Annotated in this window: 18 protein-coding genes; 13 read left to right on the top strand and 5 right to left on the bottom strand. The window is 44.6% G+C overall.

Annotated elements, in window-relative coordinates; all coding sequences use genetic code 11:
- Positions 1-11: 11 nt before the first annotated feature.
- From KHS38_RS06985 to KHS38_RS07000, 4 genes are all read left to right on the top strand, one after another.
- The gene (locus KHS38_RS06985) at positions 12-1,097 is read left to right on the top strand and encodes a COX15/CtaA family protein (RefSeq protein WP_213487777.1); all 1,086 of its coding nucleotides are present in this window, start codon (positions 12-14) and stop codon (positions 1,095-1,097) included.
- A gap of 114 nt (positions 1,098-1,211) precedes the next feature.
- Positions 1,212-1,802 carry a GDSL-type esterase/lipase family protein gene (locus KHS38_RS06990; RefSeq protein ID WP_213487778.1) on the top strand — a complete coding sequence of 197 codons (591 nt, stop codon included), beginning with the start codon at positions 1,212-1,214 and terminating at the stop codon, positions 1,800-1,802.
- A 70-nt stretch (positions 1,803-1,872) separates the two neighbouring features.
- Entirely contained in the window at positions 1,873-2,601 is a 729-nt protein-coding gene (locus tag KHS38_RS06995) for an esterase family protein (RefSeq protein WP_249665301.1), read from the top strand.
- Positions 2,602-2,716: 115 nt separating this feature from the next.
- On the top strand, positions 2,717-3,169 hold the full coding sequence (locus tag KHS38_RS07000) for a PA2169 family four-helix-bundle protein (RefSeq protein ID WP_213487779.1): 453 nt from the start codon (positions 2,717-2,719) through the stop codon (positions 3,167-3,169).
- 302 nt (positions 3,170-3,471) lie between these two features.
- On the opposite strand, the gene KHS38_RS07005 is transcribed toward KHS38_RS07000, so the two are convergent.
- Together KHS38_RS07005 and KHS38_RS07010 are read right to left on the bottom strand one after the other, a co-directional pair.
- Positions 3,472-4,764 carry a zinc dependent phospholipase C family protein gene (locus KHS38_RS07005; protein WP_213487780.1) on the bottom strand — a complete coding sequence of 431 codons (1,293 nt, stop codon included), beginning with the start codon at positions 4,762-4,764 and terminating at the stop codon, positions 3,472-3,474.
- A 189-nt stretch (positions 4,765-4,953) separates the two neighbouring features.
- Positions 4,954-5,139: a CsbD family protein gene (locus KHS38_RS07010; protein ID WP_213487781.1), complete on the bottom strand. Its 186-nt coding sequence runs from the start codon at positions 5,137-5,139 to the stop codon at positions 4,954-4,956.
- 390 nt (positions 5,140-5,529) lie between these two features.
- On the opposite strand from KHS38_RS07010, the gene KHS38_RS07015 reads away from it, so the two are divergent.
- Positions 5,530-6,267, top strand: a complete 738-nt coding sequence (locus KHS38_RS07015) for an SIMPL domain-containing protein (RefSeq protein WP_213487782.1) — start codon at positions 5,530-5,532, stop codon at positions 6,265-6,267.
- A 52-nt stretch (positions 6,268-6,319) separates the two neighbouring features.
- Positions 6,320-7,435 carry a Gfo/Idh/MocA family protein gene (locus KHS38_RS07020; RefSeq protein ID WP_213487783.1) on the top strand — a complete coding sequence of 372 codons (1,116 nt, stop codon included), beginning with the start codon at positions 6,320-6,322 and terminating at the stop codon, positions 7,433-7,435.
- A 1,192-nt stretch (positions 7,436-8,627) separates the two neighbouring features.
- Here KHS38_RS07020 and KHS38_RS07025 read toward each other — a convergent pair.
- Positions 8,628-9,185 carry a hypothetical protein gene (locus tag KHS38_RS07025; RefSeq protein WP_213487784.1) on the bottom strand — a complete coding sequence of 186 codons (558 nt, stop codon included), beginning with the start codon at positions 9,183-9,185 and terminating at the stop codon, positions 8,628-8,630.
- 70 nt (positions 9,186-9,255) lie between these two features.
- Positions 9,256-11,157, bottom strand: a complete 1,902-nt coding sequence (acs, locus tag KHS38_RS07030) for an acetate--CoA ligase (RefSeq protein ID WP_213487785.1) — start codon at positions 11,155-11,157, stop codon at positions 9,256-9,258.
- A 272-nt stretch (positions 11,158-11,429) separates the two neighbouring features.
- Here acs and rpmB point away from each other — a divergent pair, with 272 nt between their 5' ends.
- The 7 genes from rpmB (at position 11,430) to KHS38_RS07065 (ending at position 18,394) form a co-directional block, all read left to right on the top strand.
- A complete protein-coding gene (gene rpmB, locus KHS38_RS07035) occupies positions 11,430-11,663 on the top strand; it encodes a 50S ribosomal protein L28 (RefSeq protein ID WP_158827218.1) in 234 nt (77 codons plus the stop codon).
- Positions 11,664-11,765: 102 nt separating this feature from the next.
- Positions 11,766-11,948, top strand: a complete 183-nt coding sequence (gene rpmG, locus KHS38_RS07040; RefSeq protein WP_074490316.1) for a 50S ribosomal protein L33 — start codon at positions 11,766-11,768, stop codon at positions 11,946-11,948.
- A 94-nt stretch (positions 11,949-12,042) separates the two neighbouring features.
- Complete coding sequence (locus KHS38_RS07045) at positions 12,043-12,207, top strand: DUF4295 domain-containing protein (RefSeq protein ID WP_213487786.1); 165 nt, start codon at positions 12,043-12,045, stop codon at positions 12,205-12,207.
- A 293-nt stretch (positions 12,208-12,500) separates the two neighbouring features.
- Positions 12,501-13,466 (top strand): signal recognition particle-docking protein FtsY, encoded by a 966-nt coding sequence (ftsY, locus tag KHS38_RS07050; protein ID WP_213487787.1) that lies wholly within the window; start codon positions 12,501-12,503, stop codon positions 13,464-13,466.
- Between the two features lie 197 nt (positions 13,467-13,663).
- On the top strand, positions 13,664-14,998 hold the full coding sequence (rimO, locus tag KHS38_RS07055; protein WP_213487788.1) for a 30S ribosomal protein S12 methylthiotransferase RimO: 1,335 nt from the start codon (positions 13,664-13,666) through the stop codon (positions 14,996-14,998).
- A gap of 51 nt (positions 14,999-15,049) precedes the next feature.
- A complete protein-coding gene (bshC, locus tag KHS38_RS07060; RefSeq protein WP_213487789.1) occupies positions 15,050-16,651 on the top strand; it encodes a bacillithiol biosynthesis cysteine-adding enzyme BshC in 1,602 nt (533 codons plus the stop codon).
- Between the two features lie 660 nt (positions 16,652-17,311).
- A complete protein-coding gene (locus tag KHS38_RS07065; protein ID WP_213487790.1) occupies positions 17,312-18,394 on the top strand; it encodes an Ldh family oxidoreductase in 1,083 nt (360 codons plus the stop codon).
- Positions 18,395-18,554: 160 nt separating this feature from the next.
- Here KHS38_RS07065 and KHS38_RS07070 read toward each other — a convergent pair whose 3' ends face one another.
- Positions 18,555-19,556 (bottom strand): ABC transporter ATP-binding protein, encoded by a 1,002-nt coding sequence (locus KHS38_RS07070; RefSeq protein WP_213487791.1) that lies wholly within the window; start codon positions 19,554-19,556, stop codon positions 18,555-18,557.
- Between the last annotated feature and the right edge of the window lie 78 nt (positions 19,557-19,634).

The following is a 19,634-nucleotide window of genomic DNA, read 5'->3' on the forward strand; positions in this document are numbered from 1 at the left end:
ATGCCATAGATATGCCGCACACACTTACTGCTCCTGTATCAATTCAATCATTTTCCGATAAAAGCAAACGCCCGGTCATCCTTTGGCTTGTTACCGGTGTAGTGATGGTAATGATACAGATTTTGCTGGGTGGCATTACCCGCTTAACCGGCTCGGGCCTATCCATTACCGAATGGAAACCGCTGTTGGGCGCACTACCTCCTCTTAACGAACATGCCTGGCAGCATAGTTTTGAACAGTACCAGCAAATTGCCCAGTTCAAAAAAATCAATTACAATTTTACGCTGGCCGATTATAAAGCCATATTTTTTTGGGAATGGCTGCACCGCGAATGGGCTCGGCTAATGGGTGTGGTATTTCTGATACCATTCCTGATTTTTATTGCACAAAAACGGCTGGATAAGCAGATGATCAAACCCATGCTTATCCTGTTTATTTTAGGCGGACTGCAGGGCGCCATCGGCTGGTTGATGGTAAAAAGCGGCCTCAATGATACGGATATTGCGGTGAGCCACGTCCGATTGGCTATTCACTTTATGTGTGCCTTAATTTTGCTTGGCTATTTAGTTTGGTTCACCTTAAAATTAGCTATCCCTGCACAGCGCATTGCTTTAGCACCCACTGCTCAAAAGCTAAACCTGCTATTGCTTGCACTGCTTTTTTTCCAGTTAATATACGGCGCTTTCATGGCCGGCACACATGCCGCATTGCACGCCCCTACCTGGCCCGACATCAATGGTTCATTCATACCCGATGGCATGAATGTTCGCGCACAGAGCTTACTCCATACCTTATGCTATAATGTTTTCACTATTCAGTTTATACACCGTATGCTGGCCTATGCAATAGGTATAGTTACCGTTGCCTGGTTTATACAAAGTGGCAAAGCAGTTAGAAGCACCTTGCTATATAAATTCAGGAGTGTACCGCTGTTACTTGTTGCTGTACAAATTACTTTAGGGGTAATGGCGTTGTTGAACAGCTTATTCAAAACAGGCGTTTATTATGCGGTTATACATCAGTTTACCGGCATGCTGCTGCTTACAGCACTACTCATTACTTTTTACCTGAGCAACCGCCGATCCACCTTTATATAAAGCATCGTTAACCAAACATTTTTACGGGTTAATCTTAATTTTACATAAAACGTTTACATTGCCGTCTTTACAAACAGCAAAACAGAATACCTGTAGATAACATTAATATAACTAATGTATTGGTACGAAGACGAGGTTAAACGCCTGGAACAAGATTATAAAAGAATACCCTATATACCCGAAACGCTGTTTTTTGGCAGCTCCACCATACGGCTATGGCAAACCTTATATCAAGATTTTGCGCATCTTAAACCTATTAATTTAGGCTTTGGCGGGTCTACCCTGGCCGGTTGCGTTTGGTTTTTTGAGCGGATAATGGAGCCTTACAACCCCAAACGCATCATTGTGTATGCCGGCGATAACGATTTGGGCGACGGCCGACACCCCGAGGAAGTGTTTATATTTTTTCAGCAGCTGATGACGAAGACCGAAAAGCGCTTTGGTAACCTGCCCTGCTATTACATATCGCTCAAGCCCAGCATAAGCCGCTGGCATATGGCCGATAAATTTATGTACACCAATAATCTGATTGAAAATGAAATTGTAAAGCAAAGCAGCAACTGGCGCTTTATTAACATTTTTAAAAGAATGCTGGATGCATCGGGCCAGCCCGAAAGACGCTACTTTGGCGAAGACGGACTGCATTTAAGTAACGACGGATACGATGTTTGGAGAGAAGTAGTAAAAAACAGCATTACATTGTAATTCGTTTATCTTGTTTTGATGTTGAGGTAATATAACTTAAAGATATTCTGCCCGCAAAGGCAGGCCAACAATGCACAGAGAATATCATAAATGGTACAGCCACAACCTGCAGCGCAACATGGAACTGCTGGTTTTTGGGCACGGCGGCAAAACAGTATTGTTTTTTCCGACCCGTATGGCACGCTTTTATGATTACGAAAACTGGGGCATTGTTAATGCCCTTAGTCACCGGCTTAATAATGGCGAGCTGCAGCTGATTTGTGTTGACAGTGTGGATACCGAGAGTTTTTACAATCAACACATACACCCCGCCGCACGTATACAACGCCATTTGCAATATGAGGCGTATATTCTGAACGAGGTATTGCCGCTTATGCGCCATAAAAGCCATGGCCATGGCTTACAGGTTGCAGGCTGTAGCATGGGTGCCTACCATGCAATCAATATAGCTTTCCGGCATCCTACACTTTTTAACAAGGTTACCGCCATGAGCGGCCGGTATGATTTAACACAGTCATTACCCAATTTTAAAGATTTGTTTGATGGTTATCATAACGAAACCATTTACTTTAACATGCCGGCCCAGTATACCACCAACCTGCATGAGCCGGGCACACTGGCAGCCTTACGCCACATGGATATTACGCTGGCTGTAGGGCAAACCGATCCTTTTGTTGGCAGCAACCAATACCTTAGCCAACTGCTCTGGAGCAAGCACATTCCGCATCAGTTTTATATCTGGGATAACTACGCCCATCGTCCGCGTTACTGGCGGCAAATGGTACAGCTTTACCTTTAAAAGCTTTGTCACTGTTTGTAAATACTAAGCCTACAACCATTTGGAGTATTTAATAGATGAGAAAAACTTATTTATAGGTTAACAGTTTATACTTTATAATAAAAAAACATCTATTATGGAAACCTTAGAAAAATCAGCAGAAATAGTTAGTAATCTGATCCAATTGAATAATGACCGTGTTGACGGCTTCGAAAAAGCACTTGAAGACTTGGGCGAAGGCGATGCCGATCTGAAATCATTATTTGAATTTTATAGCCAGCAAAGCCGCCGATTTTCACAAGAATTATCAGCCGTTGGTGCACAAAGCGGCGCTGATACCGATACCGGCAATAGCGTTAGCGGTACCTTACACCGTGCATGGATTGATGTTAAAGCCGTGTTTACCGGTCATGATCGTGAAGCGATTCTGAATGAGTGCGAACGTGGCGAAGACGTGATCAAGAAAGCTTACAAAGAAGCATTAACTGAAAATAACTTAACCCCTGCAGCTTTACAAGTAGTAAGCGCTCAGGCACAAGAAATCAATCAGGCTCACGACAGAATTAAAGCTCTGCGCGACAGCCAATAATAGTTAACTAAAGTAACTTGCAAACTGACCGCCTTCCATAAAAAGGCGGTCAGTTTGCTTTTATCAGAAGTGAAGCACATACTGTTATGTATGTGCTGAATTACATCATTTTAGAAACAAAAGATTATGGCAGCTACAAAAGGTCAAAAAGATGCCTGCTGGAAAGGCTACGAAAAGAAAGGCACTAAAGAAAAGAACGGCAAAACTGTTCCTAACTGTGTTAAGTCATCTAAAAAGAAAGATTAAGTCCACACTAAACAGAAAAGGGCCTGCTTTGAAAGCAGGCCCTTTTCTGTTTAGTACTATCTTTTTATTCTGCTGTTAGCGTTTCTGGTTAATACGTTGGTAGCTGCAGGATAAGCCTTAACCTTTTCCAGAGCCAGGCTGAACGCCTGTATTTTTTCGGGGCTGTCTTTAAATAGCAGGCGCAGATCTACGTTCTCATAATACTGCACAATGTGTTGTTGCAGTTCGGGAGTCATGCACTGCATGCCTTGCTTTTGCAGCATGTTCACTAATTTGCAATAGGCTTTGTCGGCCAGGTGATACGCTCCGTAGACGGCAGGCTTACCGGTATCAAAATTTATATCTTCAAATTGCAGATTGCCGTCTTTTACCTGATTTAATACCCCGGCATATCGTACCACAATGGTATCAAACGTAGCTACAAAGCGGCGCTCTCCTTCCGCAGTAGGATATTTAAACTTAAGGCTTTTTAAGGGGCCCACTTTTGGCAGTATATGAACCAAGAAAGCCAGGGCCCGCGCCTTAAAATCAGGTTTACTGCTTTTGCCGCCAAACTCCTGCTTATACATATACTTGCGCATTTTGTAACGGAAAGTATGACTGGTAGCTGCAGGATTACCTTTCGTGATCTCGTCTTTTTTAGATTTCCAAGCCTGTTTGGTAAGGGCCGGGAACAGGTTTTTAACCCCCCAGCGCAAAATGCTTATGCTCGATGAAAAATTGCTGAAATAATCGTGCAGATGTTGCCCGTAGGTTTTCAGAAAAGCTCTTTCTAAAGGTGCAGTGGCAATATTGAAGCCAATAAAATCGTGATAGGCTACCGAGGCATAATTGCTGCGGCCTATCTGCACCACATCATAAGCAAACTCCATGCGGCTGTGCGAGACATGATCGTCCTCGTAAGTAACCTCGTTACCAAACTTCTGGCGAAGTTCGGGGTATAGCAGAGGTACGGTAACATTGGTTGCTTGCGAGTGCCCGTATTTATCGGCAATATAATGCGACAATGCACCCAGGGCAAAAGCATATTCGTTAATATCGCCGGCTTCTTTAATGAGGCAGGTAATGAAATCGCCGCTACGCACATAGTGCAGCAGGTCGGTAAAGTGCGCGTTGCCGCCTGGCATATAACCAATATCAGCCACCAAGCTACCCCCATAGGCATAGGCATGTGCCGTAATCAGTTCCTGATCGGTAGCAGCGGGATACTTTTGTTTTAAAATGGGTACCAGGGTACGCCCCCACTCCGCATCAATAATAGCTTCATGCGCCAAAATAGAAAACGCGCCCGACGACAACGGCAAACATAATAGAAGCCCTAAAAATATTTTAAGAAATTTGGTATACATAGAAAGTAGCAGCAGCTATTAAACACATGTTCAAACACCAAAGTATAGAATGTGTTTGTAACAATGATATGCCCGTAAGGAGTAACATAATGTTTAATAGTTTAATAACAGGCGGTTAACATAGCTTCTGATAGTGGAGCCTAACCCATACTGCATAAAAAAGGCCGGTAAACATACCGGCCTTTTTTATTATAAACTGTTAATCCATTTTACCAGCTCATCACGACCTTTGCCGGTTTTTTGCTGCAATTTGCCTAACAATTCATCGTCTTGTCCTTCCTGATAAGTTAAATCATCATCGGTCAGATCACCATAGGCTTGTTTAATTTTGCCTTTCAGTTCGTTCCAACCACCTTTTATTTCCAGCTTGTCCATAATCGTATCATTTAAGTTATATAAGTACAACAAGGTGTACTTTATTTGGTTTGCCAGGTGTACCATTTTTGAAGTGGTACAAAGCGGAACAAACCGGTACACGCCGGAACAGGTGGTACACTTTGGTACACCTAAAACGCAGTTTACAGCTCAGAAACGCAGTTTGTAAAAAGTGGTACAGGGTGGAACACCCAGAACAGTTTGGTACAGGTATTTATACTCGTGACACGATTGTGTCAGTGCCTGAGTATATCAAACATGCAGAATTACAACTTTTGCCTTGCCTCACTATACCTTTTTTGAGTCTCAGCCAAAAACTTCAGCTGGTTTGATCTATCAAGTAATTGTATATTGCATAAATAACCTTAGCAAACAATCAATCCTCACAACATGATGAAACCGGCCATCACTACAGCAATTATTATCGGCTTATGCGCCATCATTGCATTTGCTATTATTGGCAACGCCTTTAAGTACCGCTCCAAAACCATGGAAACCATTGTGGTTACGGGCCTGGCCGAAAAGGATTTCAACAGTGACCTGATTGTATGGAGCGGCTCGTACTCGCGCAAAGCGCTTGATTTAAAAACCGCTTATGCAACACTTAAAGCAGATGAAAACACGATACGTACTTATTTGATGAATAAAGGTATAAGTGCAGGGCAAATGGTTTTTTCGTCGGTGGTGATTAACAAGGAATTTGACCAGCGACAGGACGAGAGCGGCCGACTGTTGGGTCAGGAATTTAGTGGCTATAATCTGACGCAAACCGTTACCATACAATCTAACGAGGTTAACAAAATAGATAAGATTTCGCGCGAAGCTACGGAGCTGATTCAAACCGGTGTAGAATTTAATTCATCGGCACCATTGTTTTACAACACAAAGCTTAACCAAGTAAAAATGGAGCTGCTGGGTAAAGCCAGCGCCGATGCCAAAGCCCGTGCAGAAACCATAGCCGAAAATGCCGGAAGCTCGTTAGGGAAACTAAAAAAGGCCACCATGGGCGTTTTCCAGATCACCGGCAAAAACAGCAACGAAGATTACAGCTATGGCGGCGCATTTAATACATCTAATCGCTATAAAACCGGCTCTATCACCATTAAAATGGAATTTGCAGCCAACTAATCTGCTGGTTTTGGGTTAGTTAATTACACCAATTATCCCCTTAAACATTACGATGAAAAACCACTTTACAGCCACTTTATTTTCAGCCCGTTTAAAAAAGACGGCTGTAATGGCCTGCTTATTCCTATGCTTTAGCTTGGTTAGCTTTGCACAAAAGCTGAGGGTTGTGGTAGCAGGTTTAAACCACGACCATGTGCACAACATTCTCCACGCCTTTAACAACAATCAGGTTACTATTATTAGCATTGCGGAGCCTAACAAGCAGCTGTGGGCCAAATTCGGCAAGCAGTATCATTTACCGCAGTCGCTTTTTTATACCGATTTAAAAACAGCATTGCAAGCCCAAAAGCCCGATGCGGTACTGGGATATAATGAAGTAGCCCGCCACCTGGATGTGGTACAGTTATGCGCCCCGCTGCATATACCAGTGATGGTTGAAAAGCCGCTGGCGGCCACGCTCGACCAGGCTAAACAAATTGAGCAATTGGCCAATAAATACCAGGTTAAAGTACTTACTAATTACGAAACTACCTGGTATGCCTCTTTCCATGATATATGTCGCACCTTGAACACAGACAGCATTGGCGCAGTTAAAAAACTGGTAGTGCATGACGGGCACGAGGGCCCTAAAGAACTGGGCTGCAGCCCCGAATTTTTGCAATGGCTTACCGACCCTGTTTTAAATGGCGCGGGCGCCCTGAACGATTTTGGCTGCTATGGTGCCAACCTGATGACCTGGATTATGAAAGGCCAAAAACCTATTGCCGTAACGGCTATTACCCGCCGCTACAAGCCGGCGGTATACCCTAAGGTTGATGATGATGCTACCGTTATTTTGGAATACCCCGGCGCTACCGGACTGATCGAAGCTTCCTGGAACTGGCCTTACTCCATTAAAGACCTGGAAGCATTTGGCGAGAACGGTTACCTGCACGCGCTGGATGGCAAAACCATCATCAGCCGCAAACGTGGCGGTCAGCAAAATAACAAGCAAGCCGCCCCGCTACCCGCACCATATCATGACCCAATTGCTTATTTAGCCGCCGTACTGCGCAACCAGATACCGGCTACCGACGACTTATCATCACTCAAATACAACATGATTGTGATGCAGATACTGGATGCCGCGAAGCGTTCGGCTGCGAGTGGGAAGCGGGTGGTATTGTAGACTATCTTTTATATAAAATATATGATTCTACGGTGCCTGAAGTCTTAAGGCCACACACAGCGTTGAATCCAATTACGAAGAACAGAAACTATATTGCAAGACAATGAATAAATTAACCAAAAATACTTTCTATTACGTTTATGCACTCATTTGCAGTGTTATAGTTATCCAGTTATCCCAACCATTGATGAATGGATACAAAAGATCTATATTCATTATCTTTTCAGTAATAAGTCTTATTACTTCAACAACGATAAAACACTGGATAAGCATTAAATATAAAGCTGCGATGGATTATTTATCAGGGTTTATTCTTATTGCAGGTACACTTATATTAAGGCAAATATATTTGTAACAAGTTCTTCTTCTCCGCAATCTAATATCAGATATAATTTTTCATTTATCATGCCGACCCTATTTCGGCATCTCTGAGGATAAGTTAAAAAGTGTATATCCCGTACTTTGCAAGTGAGATGCTGAAACAAGGTTCAAACTTTATGTAAAGATCAAAGCCATTAAAAGAAACGTGCGGCTATATTATTTCCACGATTCAAGGCCAATGCCAATGTATCCTGCCAGTCACTACATTGGGCCTCTATTTTAAAATTGTGAATCCGGTCCAAATTGTGGATATAAAACGGTAATTCGTACGAAGGATTTTGTATGTCGTTTAACATTAATTTAAGCGTTATCGAATCAGGGAATGCATTTGCCCTTATGTCGTAATGATTATGATGTTTACGGGCATGATAACTATTGCTGTTACCCCGAACAAAATGATAACCCAATATTTCGTGATAAGGCAGTACTTTGAAATCCATTTTTGGTGTAGAAGTTTGACCGGGCTTCCTAAGTTTTTGCCTATCGGCTCTGGTTAATTGCCGGCCAAACATCAAAAGCTTGTTAGTATCATCTATAGCTATAAAACACCTCCCATTAGGCTGAATAAAAGCTTTATCTACTTTAAATCCAGGCGTACGGGAAACAAGGTATTCGAACTCCCGTTTTATACGTCGATTTTTAAAAACTTTTCGGATCGATACCCAAATAAGAAGAAGCAAAAGGATGCAAATGCAGCAAATAAAAATATTATCAAAAACCATATATACCTCGAAGTTAGCAGAAAACCTTGGTTGTGAAAATACGCCTGAGCGGAACTAAACAAACAAAGCCCGAAAAAAACGTAAATCATCTATAAACAACCAAAAGTTGCAGATTTGGACACGAAGTAAGCATATAATCGGGTTCGCCTGAAAAAAACGTTTAAAACTAAAGGGCTTATACCAATACCCATACAAACCAATAATCCTATCAATGCATCAGTCTTCGAATATCTGTTGGTAATGTAGGTGTTATTTTTTGATAGGTAATACTCCCACCACTCCCCTCTCCAAACAGCTATTACGTAATTATTGGTCCAACTCCAATTTTTAACCCGGCTCCTGATTTCATCGGGAACGCTTTTGTCATCCCGAATGTAATCGGTATCTGCCAAATCATTGACCGACGTTCCGTTAATATAATTGAATTCTTTAACAGTAGGAAGCCTGTTATACTTTACACGAAAACTATTAACTAATGCAATATGGGGATTGATTTTATTTTCAATAAACTTTTTATCACGAGCTATCTGCCCGGAGCTATCATTCCATATGCAGAAACCAATAAAAAACCAAACAGCTAACCATATTGCCAGCAAACAATAAAATATGATACGTTTAGGTTTTAAAGCCATATTAAAATTAGCCATGAGATGAGGCTAAAATAATTAAAGTCCTCTATTAAAGAGGACTTTAATTATTGTTAATTACTAATACGGCTTACAACGCCCCTTCCTTAATCTCCTCCACCACGCCCGGATCCAGCAACGTGCTGATATCGCCCAGGTTGCTGGTGTCGCCTTCAGCAATTTTGCGCAATATGCGGCGCATAATTTTGCCCGAACGGGTTTTAGGCAGACCGGTTACAAATTGTATTTTGTCCGGTTTGGCAATAGGGCCTATGATGCGCGATACGGTCATGAGGATATCCTTGCGGGTAAGTTCATCATTCTCATGCTTGTCCGGACAGATGACAAAGGCATACACGCCCTGCCCCTTAATTTCGTGCGGATAACCCACCACGGCCGACTCTACCACGCTGCTGTGCATGTTGATGGCGTTTTCTACTTCGGCGGTGCCGATGCGGTGGCCAGATACGTTCAACACATCGTCAACCCGGCCGGTAATGCGGTAGTAGCCATCCTCATCGCGCAGGCAGCCGTCGCCGGTAAAGTACTGGTTTGCATACGTCGAAAAGTAGGTCTGGCGGCAGCGCTCATGGTCGCCATAGGTGGTACGCAGCATACCCGGCCACGGGAACCTGATGCACAGGTTGCCACTTACGCCGTTGCCTTCAATCTCGTTACCGTTCTCGTCAACCAGTATGGGCTGCACACCTGGCAATGGCAAACCGGCGTAGCCTGGCTTAAGCGGCGTTACATTGGCTATAGGTGATATCATAAAGCCACCGGTTTCAGTTTGCCACCAGGTATCCACAATAGGGCATTCGCCGTGGCCTATGTTCTCGTCAAACCAGTGCCACGCTTCCTCGTTCAACGGCTCGCCTACCGAACCTAACTTGGTTAATGAGCTAAGGTCTTTATTCTTTAAAAAATCCGGTCCGTAGCTCATCAGCGAACGGATTGCCGTAGGTGCGGTATATAAAATATTTACTTTATGCTTTTCAACAATATCCCACAAACGGCCGGCATCGGGCCAGGTAGGCACCCCCTCAAACATCAGCGCCGTAGCGCCCTGGCTAAGCGGCCCGTACACAATGTACGAGTGACCGGTGATCCAGCCGATATCTGCCGTACAAAAATAAACCTCGTCGGGCTGGTACTGAAAAGCGGTATCAAACGTAAAGCCGGTATACACCATATAGCCGCCGCAGGTATGTACTACGCCCTTAGGCTTACCGGTTGAGCCGGATGTGTACAGGATAAACAGCATATCCTCGGCATCCATTTCTTCGGCCGGGCAATCGGGGTTACCCTGCGTTTCTACCTTCTTAATCTCATCTTCCCACCACACATCGCGGCCTTTAATCATGCTTACCGGGGTATGGCTGCGGGTTAATACAATCACTCTTTTAACCGACGGGCACTGTACCAGCGCATCATCAATCACCGATTTAAGCGGCAGATCTTTATTGCCACGATAGCCACCATCGGCTGTAATCACGATATTACATTGCGCGTCCTGAATACGGTCGGCAATCGATTGTGCCGAAAAGCCGCCGAATATGACCGAGTGTATGGCACCAATACGGGCGCAGGCCAGCACGGCAATGGTCAGCTCGGGTATCATGGGCATGTATATACAAACACGGTCGCCTTTTTGCGCACCGTTGTTTTTCAGCACGTTGGCAAACTGGCACACCTTATCGTGCAGTTGTTTATAGGTAAGTACGCGGTGCGCCTCTGTCGGGTCATTCGGTTCCCAGATGAGGGCAGGTTTATTGCCGATGGTTTCCAGGTGGCGGTCCAGGCAGTTTTCGGTAATATTCAATTTGGCACCCTGAAACCATTTGATACTGGGTTCGGTAAAATTCCATTCCAGTGTTCGGTCCCATTTTTTGCGCCAGTAAAAAGTATCGGCTACGCTGTCCCAGAATTGTTCGGGCTGCTCCACGCTTTGCTGATACACTTTTTGATATTCATCGAAAGAAGTGATTTTCATAATATGATATAGTTTATAAACAGGCGGCGGTAAGTTAGAGTTTTTAACCGCACTTTGTCAAGTTTATTCGGCTACAAACTGCTCGCGCTTGTGGAAAACGGGCTTGGTTACCTTAAAGTTGTAACGTACTGACCAACATCAGGCGGCAGCAATTGAGCCGATGTTAAAAACTTTTTAAAAATATTTGAACGCACTATTGAATTATTGACTTAATTTTCTGATATTTGCACACTCTTTTTGGAAAAAGAGATACCACTTAAAAAAGTTTTGTCATGTCAAGAATTTGTGATTTAACAGGAAAAAGCCCGATGAACGGCCACAACGTTTCTAATTCAAACGTAAAGACCAAACGTAAGTTTTATCCTAACTTAAAGATCAAGAAGTTTTATATCCCTGAAGAAGATAAATGGATTACGCTGAAAGTTTCTACTTCAGCCGTTAAAACCATCAGCAAAAATGGTATAACTGCTTGTATCAATAAATTTGTAAAAAAAGGATATATATAGTAGACCGTTAAGTAAGTTGATTAAGTTATTGAATTGATAAGCTATTGCTTTTTCATCTCAAATAACAGATTCATTGACTGACTAACATAATAACTCAAGAAAATGGCAAAAAAAGGCAACAGAGTTCAGGTAATATTAGAGTGCACCGAGCATAAAGAGAGCGGTATGCCAGGTATGTCTCGTTACATTACCACCAAGAACAAAAAGAATACTACCGAGCGTTTAGAATTGAAAAAATTCAACCCGGTATTACGTAAAGTAACCGTTCACAAAGAAATTAAGTAATTAAACTGAGTTGCGAGTTGCAGGTTGTGAGTTGTATGGTGTTTCCATAAAATAACTTACAACATACAACGAATAACTTACAACATTTAACACAATGGCAAAGAAAGTAGTTGCAACCCTGAAAACCGGTAAAGGTAAAGAGTACTCTAAAGTGATTACTATGGTTAAGTCACCTAAAACTGGTGCTTACTCATTCAAAGAATTAATCGTACACAACGATCACGTTAAAGACGCGATTAACGAAGCAAAAGCTCAGTAATCTGTACTTGTAAAAATATTGAAGCCGCCTTGATGCCAAGGGGGCTTTTTTTGTTCTGCCCCTCGCAACCCTCCCCAGTAGGGAGGGGCTTAAAAACAATGTCATCTCGAACGATAGTGAGAGATCTTATACGTTGGGATTAATCGCTGGTATAAGATTTCTTGTTGTCACTCGAAATGACACAGGGAGCAAACATTTATCATAACATATTCATTATTCGAGGCGTATAGGGCCGGAGTTGAGGGTGATGAGCGGCTTTTGCGTATATTTGTAACATCTGTATATCAACATCTATGGGATTATTTGATTTTTTTAAGAAAAAAGAAGCGACACCACAACAACAGGATGCGCTGGATACCGGTTTGGAAAAGACCAAAGACAGCTTTTTTTCAAAAATTACCAAGGTAATAGCCGGCAAATCAACTGTAGATGATGATGTACTGGATGAGCTGGAAGAAGTGCTGGTCACATCAGACGTTGGTGTAACCACTACCCTTAAAATCATTGAACGTATTGAAGCCCGTGTAGCCCGCGATAAGTATGTAAGCACTTCGGAGCTGAATAACCTGCTGCGCGACGAGATACAGCATTTACTGGCCGAAAACAACAGCAACGATTTCAACAGCTTCGAATATGGCAACCACAAACCTTATGTTATTATGGTGGTGGGTGTAAACGGCGTAGGTAAAACAACCACCATTGGCAAACTGGCCCACCAGCTTAAGCAAGCGGGCAACCAGGTAGTGCTGGGCGCTGCCGATACCTTCCGTGCTGCAGCGGTTGACCAGATTAAACTTTGGGGCGAGCGTGTAGATGTGCGTGTGGTGGCCCAGGATATGGGATCGGACCCGGCATCGGTAGCTTATGATACTCTGCGCTCGGCTGTGGCAAATAACGACGATGTGGCTATTATTGATACCGCCGGTCGTTTGCACAACAAGGTGGGCCTGATGAACGAGCTTACCAAAATCAAGAACGTGATGCAAAAGGTAATACCCGGCGCTCCGCACGAGATTTTGCTGGTGCTGGATGCATCAACCGGGCAAAATGCCATTGAGCAATGCAAACAGTTCACCGAAGCTACAGCCGTAAACGCGCTGGCTTTAACCAAACTGGATGGCACCGCCAAAGGTGGTGTCGTGATCGGTATATCCGACCAGTTTAAAATTCCGGTAAAATACATTGGCGTAGGCGAAGGCATGAACGATTTGCAGCTGTTTGACCGCAAAGCGTTTGTGGATTCATTGTTTAAGAAATAATAAATGACCACTCCCCGGTAGGCAGGGTTTGGGTACAATATAAAACAACAATGCCATCTCGAACGATAGCGAGAGATCTTATACGGGCAACTAATACAGTGTATAAGATTTCTCGTTAGCACTCGAAATGACAGCTATATTAAATCTTCAAGTTGAAGAAATTGAGCGTGAGTAAGGGAACGAGAGATAATCAATAAATGAGAACAAAATTAGTTAAGCAGCCCGTACAAGTTGAAAAGCCGCGTGTAAACGTTGTTACCCTGGGCTGTTCCAAAAACGTGTACGATTCGGAAGTATTGATGGGCCAGCTAAAGGGCCAGCTTTTTGACGTAGTGCACGAGGCCGAAAATGTAAGCAGTAATGATATTATCGTAATTAACACCTGTGGCTTTATTGATAATGCCAAGCAGGAATCGATTGATACCATACTGCAATACAGCGAGCTTAAAGAACAGGGCAAGGTAGGCAAGGTAATTGTAACCGGATGCTTATCTGAACGCTACAAGCCCGAGCTGGAAGCTGAAATACCTAACGTAGATGCCTACTTTGGTACCAATAACCTGCAAGATGTATTGCAAACTATCGGCGCAAACTATAAATACGAGCTGTTGGGCGAGCGGATGCTCACTACCCCATCGCACTTTGCTTACTTTAAAATTGCCGAGGGCTGTAACCGCCCATGCTCTTTTTGTGCTATTCCGCTGATGCGCGGCAAGCATGCCAGCACACCGATGGAGCAACTGGTAAACCAGGCCAAAAGCCTGGCCAAACAAGGCACCCGCGAGCTGATACTCATTGCACAGGATCTGACCTATTACGGTTTAGACTTGTACGGCAAACGTAACCTGGATGAGCTGCTGCGTCGCCTGTCTGACGTAGAGGGCATTGATTGGATACGCTTACAGTACGCCTACCCTTCGGGCTTCCCGATGGAGATACTGGATGCCATGAACGAGCGTGATAATATTTGCAAATACCTGGATATGCCGTTACAGCATATTACTGATAACATGCTAAAGTCAATGCGCCGTGGTATTACCAAGCAAAAAACTACCGATTTGGTGAATGCTATCCGCGATAAAGTACCTAACATTGCCCTGCGTACTACCTTAATTACCGGCTACCCCGGCGAAACCGTACAGGATTTTGAAGAAATGTACAACTGGGTAGAAGCCACCCGGTTTGACCGCCTGGGCTGTTTCACTTACTCGCACGAGGAAAAAACCCATGCCCATACCCTGATTGACGATGTGCCGGAAGAAATTAAACAGGAACGTGCCGACGCTATTATGGAAGTACAGCAAGGCATATCTTACGAAAAAAATCAGGAAAAAATAGGTAATACTTACAAAGTACTGATTGATAAGATTGACAACGGTTACCTGGTTGGCCGCACCGAGTTCGACTCGCCGGAGGTAGATAACGAGGTACTGATTGACGCTACACAGCAATACGCCAATGTAGGCAGCTTTGTAAACGTAAAAGTAAATAGTGCTGAGGATTTTGACCTTTATGGACAAATTGTAAAATAAAACAAAGTATCGGGCGCATGTAAAACATGCGCCTTACTTTTGACCGCATATATGGACGCTAACTGTATCGATTATAAAGAAACCGGCTACTTTTCTAAAACGGTTATTGATTATCTGGACGATGTTCCCGAACTGAGATCCTTTTACAGTTACCGTCCTGACCTGAAAGGCTTCGCACAATTGCTCGAAAACAAGAAAGTAACGGCCAACCGCCAGTTGCTGGCACAGGTACTTACTGAGCAGTATTTTAATGCCGATACACCTCTACTTCCCTACGCCGATACGGTAAAAGCTAATATTGATTTACTGGCTGCGGACAACAGCTACACTGTTACCACCGGTCACCAGTTGAATATCTTTACCGGTCCGCTGTATTTTATATATAAAATTGTAACCGCCATTAAGCTGGCCCGCCAGTTAAAAACGGCTTTTCCAGATAAGGAGTTTGTGCCGGTTTACTGGATGGCCAGTGAGGATCATGATTTTGCCGAGATTAACTACACATACATTGGTGGCAAAAAAATACAATGGCAGCAGGAAGTAAGCGGCGCTACCGGCCGCTTAAGCACTAAGGCTCTGCGCGATGCTTTGAACCAGTATAAAGGCATTTTAGGTTTAGATAACCATGCCACAGAACTGGCACAGATAGTAGAAACGGCCTATGGCTCTTTCAGCAAACTGGCCGATGCTACCCGGTACTTGGTAAACGCTTTGTTTGGCCAGTATGGGTTGGTCATCATAGATGCTGACGACACCCGCCTGAAACAGCAATTTGCTCCCATCATACAACAGGATATTTTAGAGCAAAACAGCTTTAAACATATATCGGCCAGCAACGGCCAGTTGCAAAAGCTCGGTGTACATACGCAGGTTAACCCGCGCGAGATTAACTTCTTTTACCTGACTGATGACGTACGTGAACGCCTTGTTTTTAAAGACGGGCATTACGAGGTATTAGGTCATGATATCCGCTTTACGCAGGATGAGTTGACAGCCGAGATTAACGGACACCCGGAACGTTTTAGCCCTAATGTAGTGATGCGCCCCCTGTACCAGGAGTGCATACTGCCCAACGTAGCCTACATTGGCGGCGGGGCCGAAATTGTATACTGGCTACAATTAAAGGCCAACTTTGATCATTATGGCATTAGCGTACCGGTGTTAATACTGCGTAACTCCGGCCTGGTAGTACCCAAGCAGGCGGCCGATAAGATACAGCGTATGGAGCTTACCGCAGCTCAATTATTTAAGGATGCAGACACCATCAAAAAAGAATGGACGCTCAGGAATACACAGCACGACCTATCTCTGAATGAGGAGTGGCGCGAGCTGCAATGCATCTTCGAAAAAGTGAAACTTCGTGCTTACAAGATAGATCCTACCCTGGCACCATCGGCCAGTGCCGTACAGGCCCGTTTAAAACACGCGATAGATAACCTGGAAAATAAATTAATTAAAGCTGAGAAGCGCAATTTTGCCACCCGCCTTACCCAGATTGATGCTATTAAGCAAGATTTGTTTCCTAAAAACAGCTTGCAGGAGCGTACTGAGAATTTTGGTTTGTTTTACGTAAAGTATGGGCAAGTGTTTATTGATGAGTTGATCCATCATTTTCAGCCGTTAGACTTTAAGTTTACGGTGCTGAATGCATAGTTCGGTTGAATTAGATTTCTTTTATAGAAGTATTCGGTTGTACTCCTCACTTTGTCCCTGAGTCTTTAACTTCCTTTTGTAGTTACTTTACTTACTTCGTCCGCTCTTGGCCGCGGAGGCCAGTTACTTTGTCATAGCCACAAAGTAACCAAAAGGCCTAGCTTTCGCAATCCCTGCCAACGCTACAGGCCAACTCCTGGCCGGGTGCGAAAGCAGCCCTACGCTCGTTTGAGGTGTGGGGTTGGGTGTGAAGAGTGGGGAGAAGTTCTTGTCTCCAGGCTCTTGCTTCTTGGCTTTACCAAACTCCCGTCATCTCCCGGCTTCGGGTGAAAGGCGGGCAGCACAGGTTGGCCGCGTGCGGCTGACCAGGGCCTTTTAGCTTTTGCAGAAGCGGTGGGCTATGTGTAAAGTTGGTGCAAAAGCTAAACAGCCGTGGTGCTGACTGCCTTTGCAGCGCAATGGCCTTGTGCGGCAAAGAAGCATGTGGAGATGACTAGGCCCTTTTGTTTCTTTTGTGGCTATGACAAAAGAAATAGCCCCTGCGGCAATGAGCAGGCTACAATAAGTTATAAAGCACTAAAGGAAGCTATAATCACAAAACCCAAACTGAAAATAACCATAAATTGCATCCCTCTTTACAAACCAGTAGCTTTGCAACCTATGCAAAACGTTTTTCCTGAAGCTACGCTACGCGCGTTTACACAGCAGGTATTTAAAGCCATGGGTTGCCCGGATGAGCATGCTGTACTCGCTACCGATGTCTTGTTAAAATCAGATCTGCGGGGTATCGACTCGCATGGTGTGGCGCGTTTAAGCGGCTATGTACGGCTTTGGGAAAAGCAGCGCATCAATGCTACGCCCAATATTCAAATAGTTCACGAAACGCCTACTACGGCCACTGTTGACGGTGATGCCGGGCTGGGACTGGTAGTAGCACCTTTTGCCATGCAGGTGGCTATTGAAAAAGCAAAGCAATATGGCTCGGGCTGGGTTTCGGTACGCAACTCCAACCACTTTGGTATTGCCGGTTACCATGCTCTGATGGCGGTTGAACAGGATATGATCGGCTTCGCCATGACGAATGCCAGTCCGCTGGTGGCCCCTACTTTTGCTAACGAACGCCTGCTGGGTACCAACCCTATGTGCTATGCGTTTCCGGCAGGGCAATACCCGCCGCTTATTGTAGATATGGCAACCTCGGCCGCAGCCAACGGAAAGCTGGAGATAGCGCAGCGCTCGGGCAAATCGGTACCCGAGGGGTGGATACAGGATGCCGAGGGTAATTATACTACCGACCCTCATGCTCTCAAATCAGGCGGCTCGCTCCTGCCCCTGGGCAGCGACCGCGAGCATGGCAGCCACAAAGGGTTTGGCTTAAGCGCTACAGTTGATATTTTATCGGGCGTACTGTCCGGTGCTAATTACGGCCCGTGGGTACCGCCGTTCGTAGCCTTTATGGAGCCATTGGCTAATGCGCCCGGCCAGGGCATAGGCCACTTTGTAGGCGCTATGCGGGTGGATGGTTTCAGGCCGGTAGCAGATTTCAAATCAAATATAGATAACTGGATCACGCGTTTTAAATCAGCCCGCACGGTTAACCCCGAGCAAAAGATTATCATCCCCGGCGAACCAGAACTGGAAGCCGAAGCCGACCGTAAACTAAACGGCATTCCGCTGGTAGAGGCTGTGGCGACTGATCTTAACCAACTGGCCGAGCGTTTGGGCATTCAGCCATTAGTTTAAAAGCTAATTGTTTGTCATAGCAAGCGATAGTGTGGCAATCTCATCATCAGAGTAATCATGAAAATGCTTTATGGTTACCACGCCTCACAACGATAAACTGTAAATCCTACATAAAACAAACGAGCCACTGTTATTAATAACAGTGGCTCGTTTGCGAATTTTAGAATTCGAGATATTTATGCACGTCCACGTGCACATGGCTGTAGTTATCAAACCTGCCCGGATCGCGGTTGATTACATGCAGTTCAATAGCCTCATGCGCCAGTAACAGTTCCTCGTAAGCACCTTTAAAGCGAATTTCCTTTACAGCCCAATCAAGCTGTTTACCGCTGCTATCCGCCTGGGCCCATTCCGGATAAATTACTACTTTTTCTTTTTTAGACTTTATGCCTAACGCACGGGCGTCTTCTGCTTCCAGCACGTTACAATTGGTAAGCAAGCGCGCGGTATACAGGCTCTGTGGCTCCTGGTACAACAGCTTCGGACTACCGGCTTCCAAAAGCTCACCATCTTTCAAAACTACCAGTTCATCAGCCATCGAAAGTACCTCGGCCGGATCGTGCGATACGATAATAACCGTTAAGCCGGTTTCTTTCACTATGCGGCGAATATCCTGCTGCAGGCCATCCCTAAAAGTGGTATCTACCTGGTTAAAAGGTTCATCAAGCAATAGTACCTCGGGTTGTACCACCAGAGCACGGGCTATAGCAACACGTTGTTTTTCACCGCCGCTCAGGTTAAACACTTTCTGATCGGCCAGGTGAAACATGTTCAGCTGCTTTAATACCTGCTCGGTTTTTTCGTGCTTGGCTTTTACATCGGTATTGGGCAACAGGGTTGCTACGTTATCCCAAACCTTGGCAAACAAGTTCAGGTCATCGGTATGCTGGGTTACCATTTTCATGGCATCATGCCCCGGTATCAGTTTCTCTTCCGGCCCCCACACGCGTATGCCTTTAAACAAAACCTCGCCGCTATCGGGCGTAAGTAAGCCATACAGCAAACGCAGTAAGGTACTTTTACCACTACCGCTTTGCCCTATTATAGCTGTTATAACGCCGGGTTGAATATTTAAATAGGCCTTTTTGATTCCTCCCTGCTGCGCGCCGGGAAACACTTTGCTCACTGCCTTGGCCTGTAAAAAAGAATTGCTGCTTGCCATTGCTGCAAAGATACATAAAAGCACAAAAGGCCACCCTTTCGGGCAGCCTTTGTTATACACATCGTGCTTAACCAATTG

The organism is Mucilaginibacter sp. Bleaf8 (assembly GCF_018390515.1).
GTDB lineage: Bacteria > Bacteroidota > Bacteroidia > Sphingobacteriales > Sphingobacteriaceae > Mucilaginibacter.

Excerpts from the sequence above, each read along its gene's own strand:
- KHS38_RS06985 (WP_213487777.1), top strand. The coding sequence starts at position 12 with ATGCCGCACACACTTACTGCTCCTGTATCAATTCAATCATTTTCCGAT.
- KHS38_RS06990 (WP_213487778.1), top strand. The coding sequence starts at position 1,212 with ATGTATTGGTACGAAGACGAGGTTAAACGCCTGGAACAAGATTATAAA.
- KHS38_RS06995 (WP_249665301.1), top strand. The coding sequence starts at position 1,873 with ATGCACAGAGAATATCATAAATGGTACAGCCACAACCTGCAGCGCAAC.
- KHS38_RS07000 (WP_213487779.1), top strand. The coding sequence starts at position 2,717 with ATGGAAACCTTAGAAAAATCAGCAGAAATAGTTAGTAATCTGATCCAA.
- KHS38_RS07005 (WP_213487780.1), bottom strand. The coding sequence starts at position 4,764 with ATGTATACCAAATTTCTTAAAATATTTTTAGGGCTTCTATTATGTTTG.
- KHS38_RS07010 (WP_213487781.1), bottom strand. The coding sequence starts at position 5,139 with ATGGACAAGCTGGAAATAAAAGGTGGTTGGAACGAACTGAAAGGCAAA.
- KHS38_RS07015 (WP_213487782.1), top strand. The coding sequence starts at position 5,530 with ATGATGAAACCGGCCATCACTACAGCAATTATTATCGGCTTATGCGCC.
- KHS38_RS07020 (WP_213487783.1), top strand. The coding sequence starts at position 6,320 with ATGAAAAACCACTTTACAGCCACTTTATTTTCAGCCCGTTTAAAAAAG.
- KHS38_RS07025 (WP_213487784.1), bottom strand. The coding sequence starts at position 9,185 with ATGGCTAATTTTAATATGGCTTTAAAACCTAAACGTATCATATTTTAT.
- acs (WP_213487785.1), bottom strand. The coding sequence starts at position 11,157 with ATGAAAATCACTTCTTTCGATGAATATCAAAAAGTGTATCAGCAAAGC.
- rpmB (WP_158827218.1), top strand. The coding sequence starts at position 11,430 with ATGTCAAGAATTTGTGATTTAACAGGAAAAAGCCCGATGAACGGCCAC.
- rpmG (WP_074490316.1), top strand. The coding sequence starts at position 11,766 with ATGGCAAAAAAAGGCAACAGAGTTCAGGTAATATTAGAGTGCACCGAG.
- KHS38_RS07045 (WP_213487786.1), top strand. The coding sequence starts at position 12,043 with ATGGCAAAGAAAGTAGTTGCAACCCTGAAAACCGGTAAAGGTAAAGAG.
- ftsY (WP_213487787.1), top strand. The coding sequence starts at position 12,501 with ATGGGATTATTTGATTTTTTTAAGAAAAAAGAAGCGACACCACAACAA.
- rimO (WP_213487788.1), top strand. The coding sequence starts at position 13,664 with ATGAGAACAAAATTAGTTAAGCAGCCCGTACAAGTTGAAAAGCCGCGT.
- bshC (WP_213487789.1), top strand. The coding sequence starts at position 15,050 with ATGGACGCTAACTGTATCGATTATAAAGAAACCGGCTACTTTTCTAAA.
- KHS38_RS07065 (WP_213487790.1), top strand. The coding sequence starts at position 17,312 with ATGCAAAACGTTTTTCCTGAAGCTACGCTACGCGCGTTTACACAGCAG.
- KHS38_RS07070 (WP_213487791.1), bottom strand. The coding sequence starts at position 19,556 with ATGGCAAGCAGCAATTCTTTTTTACAGGCCAAGGCAGTGAGCAAAGTG.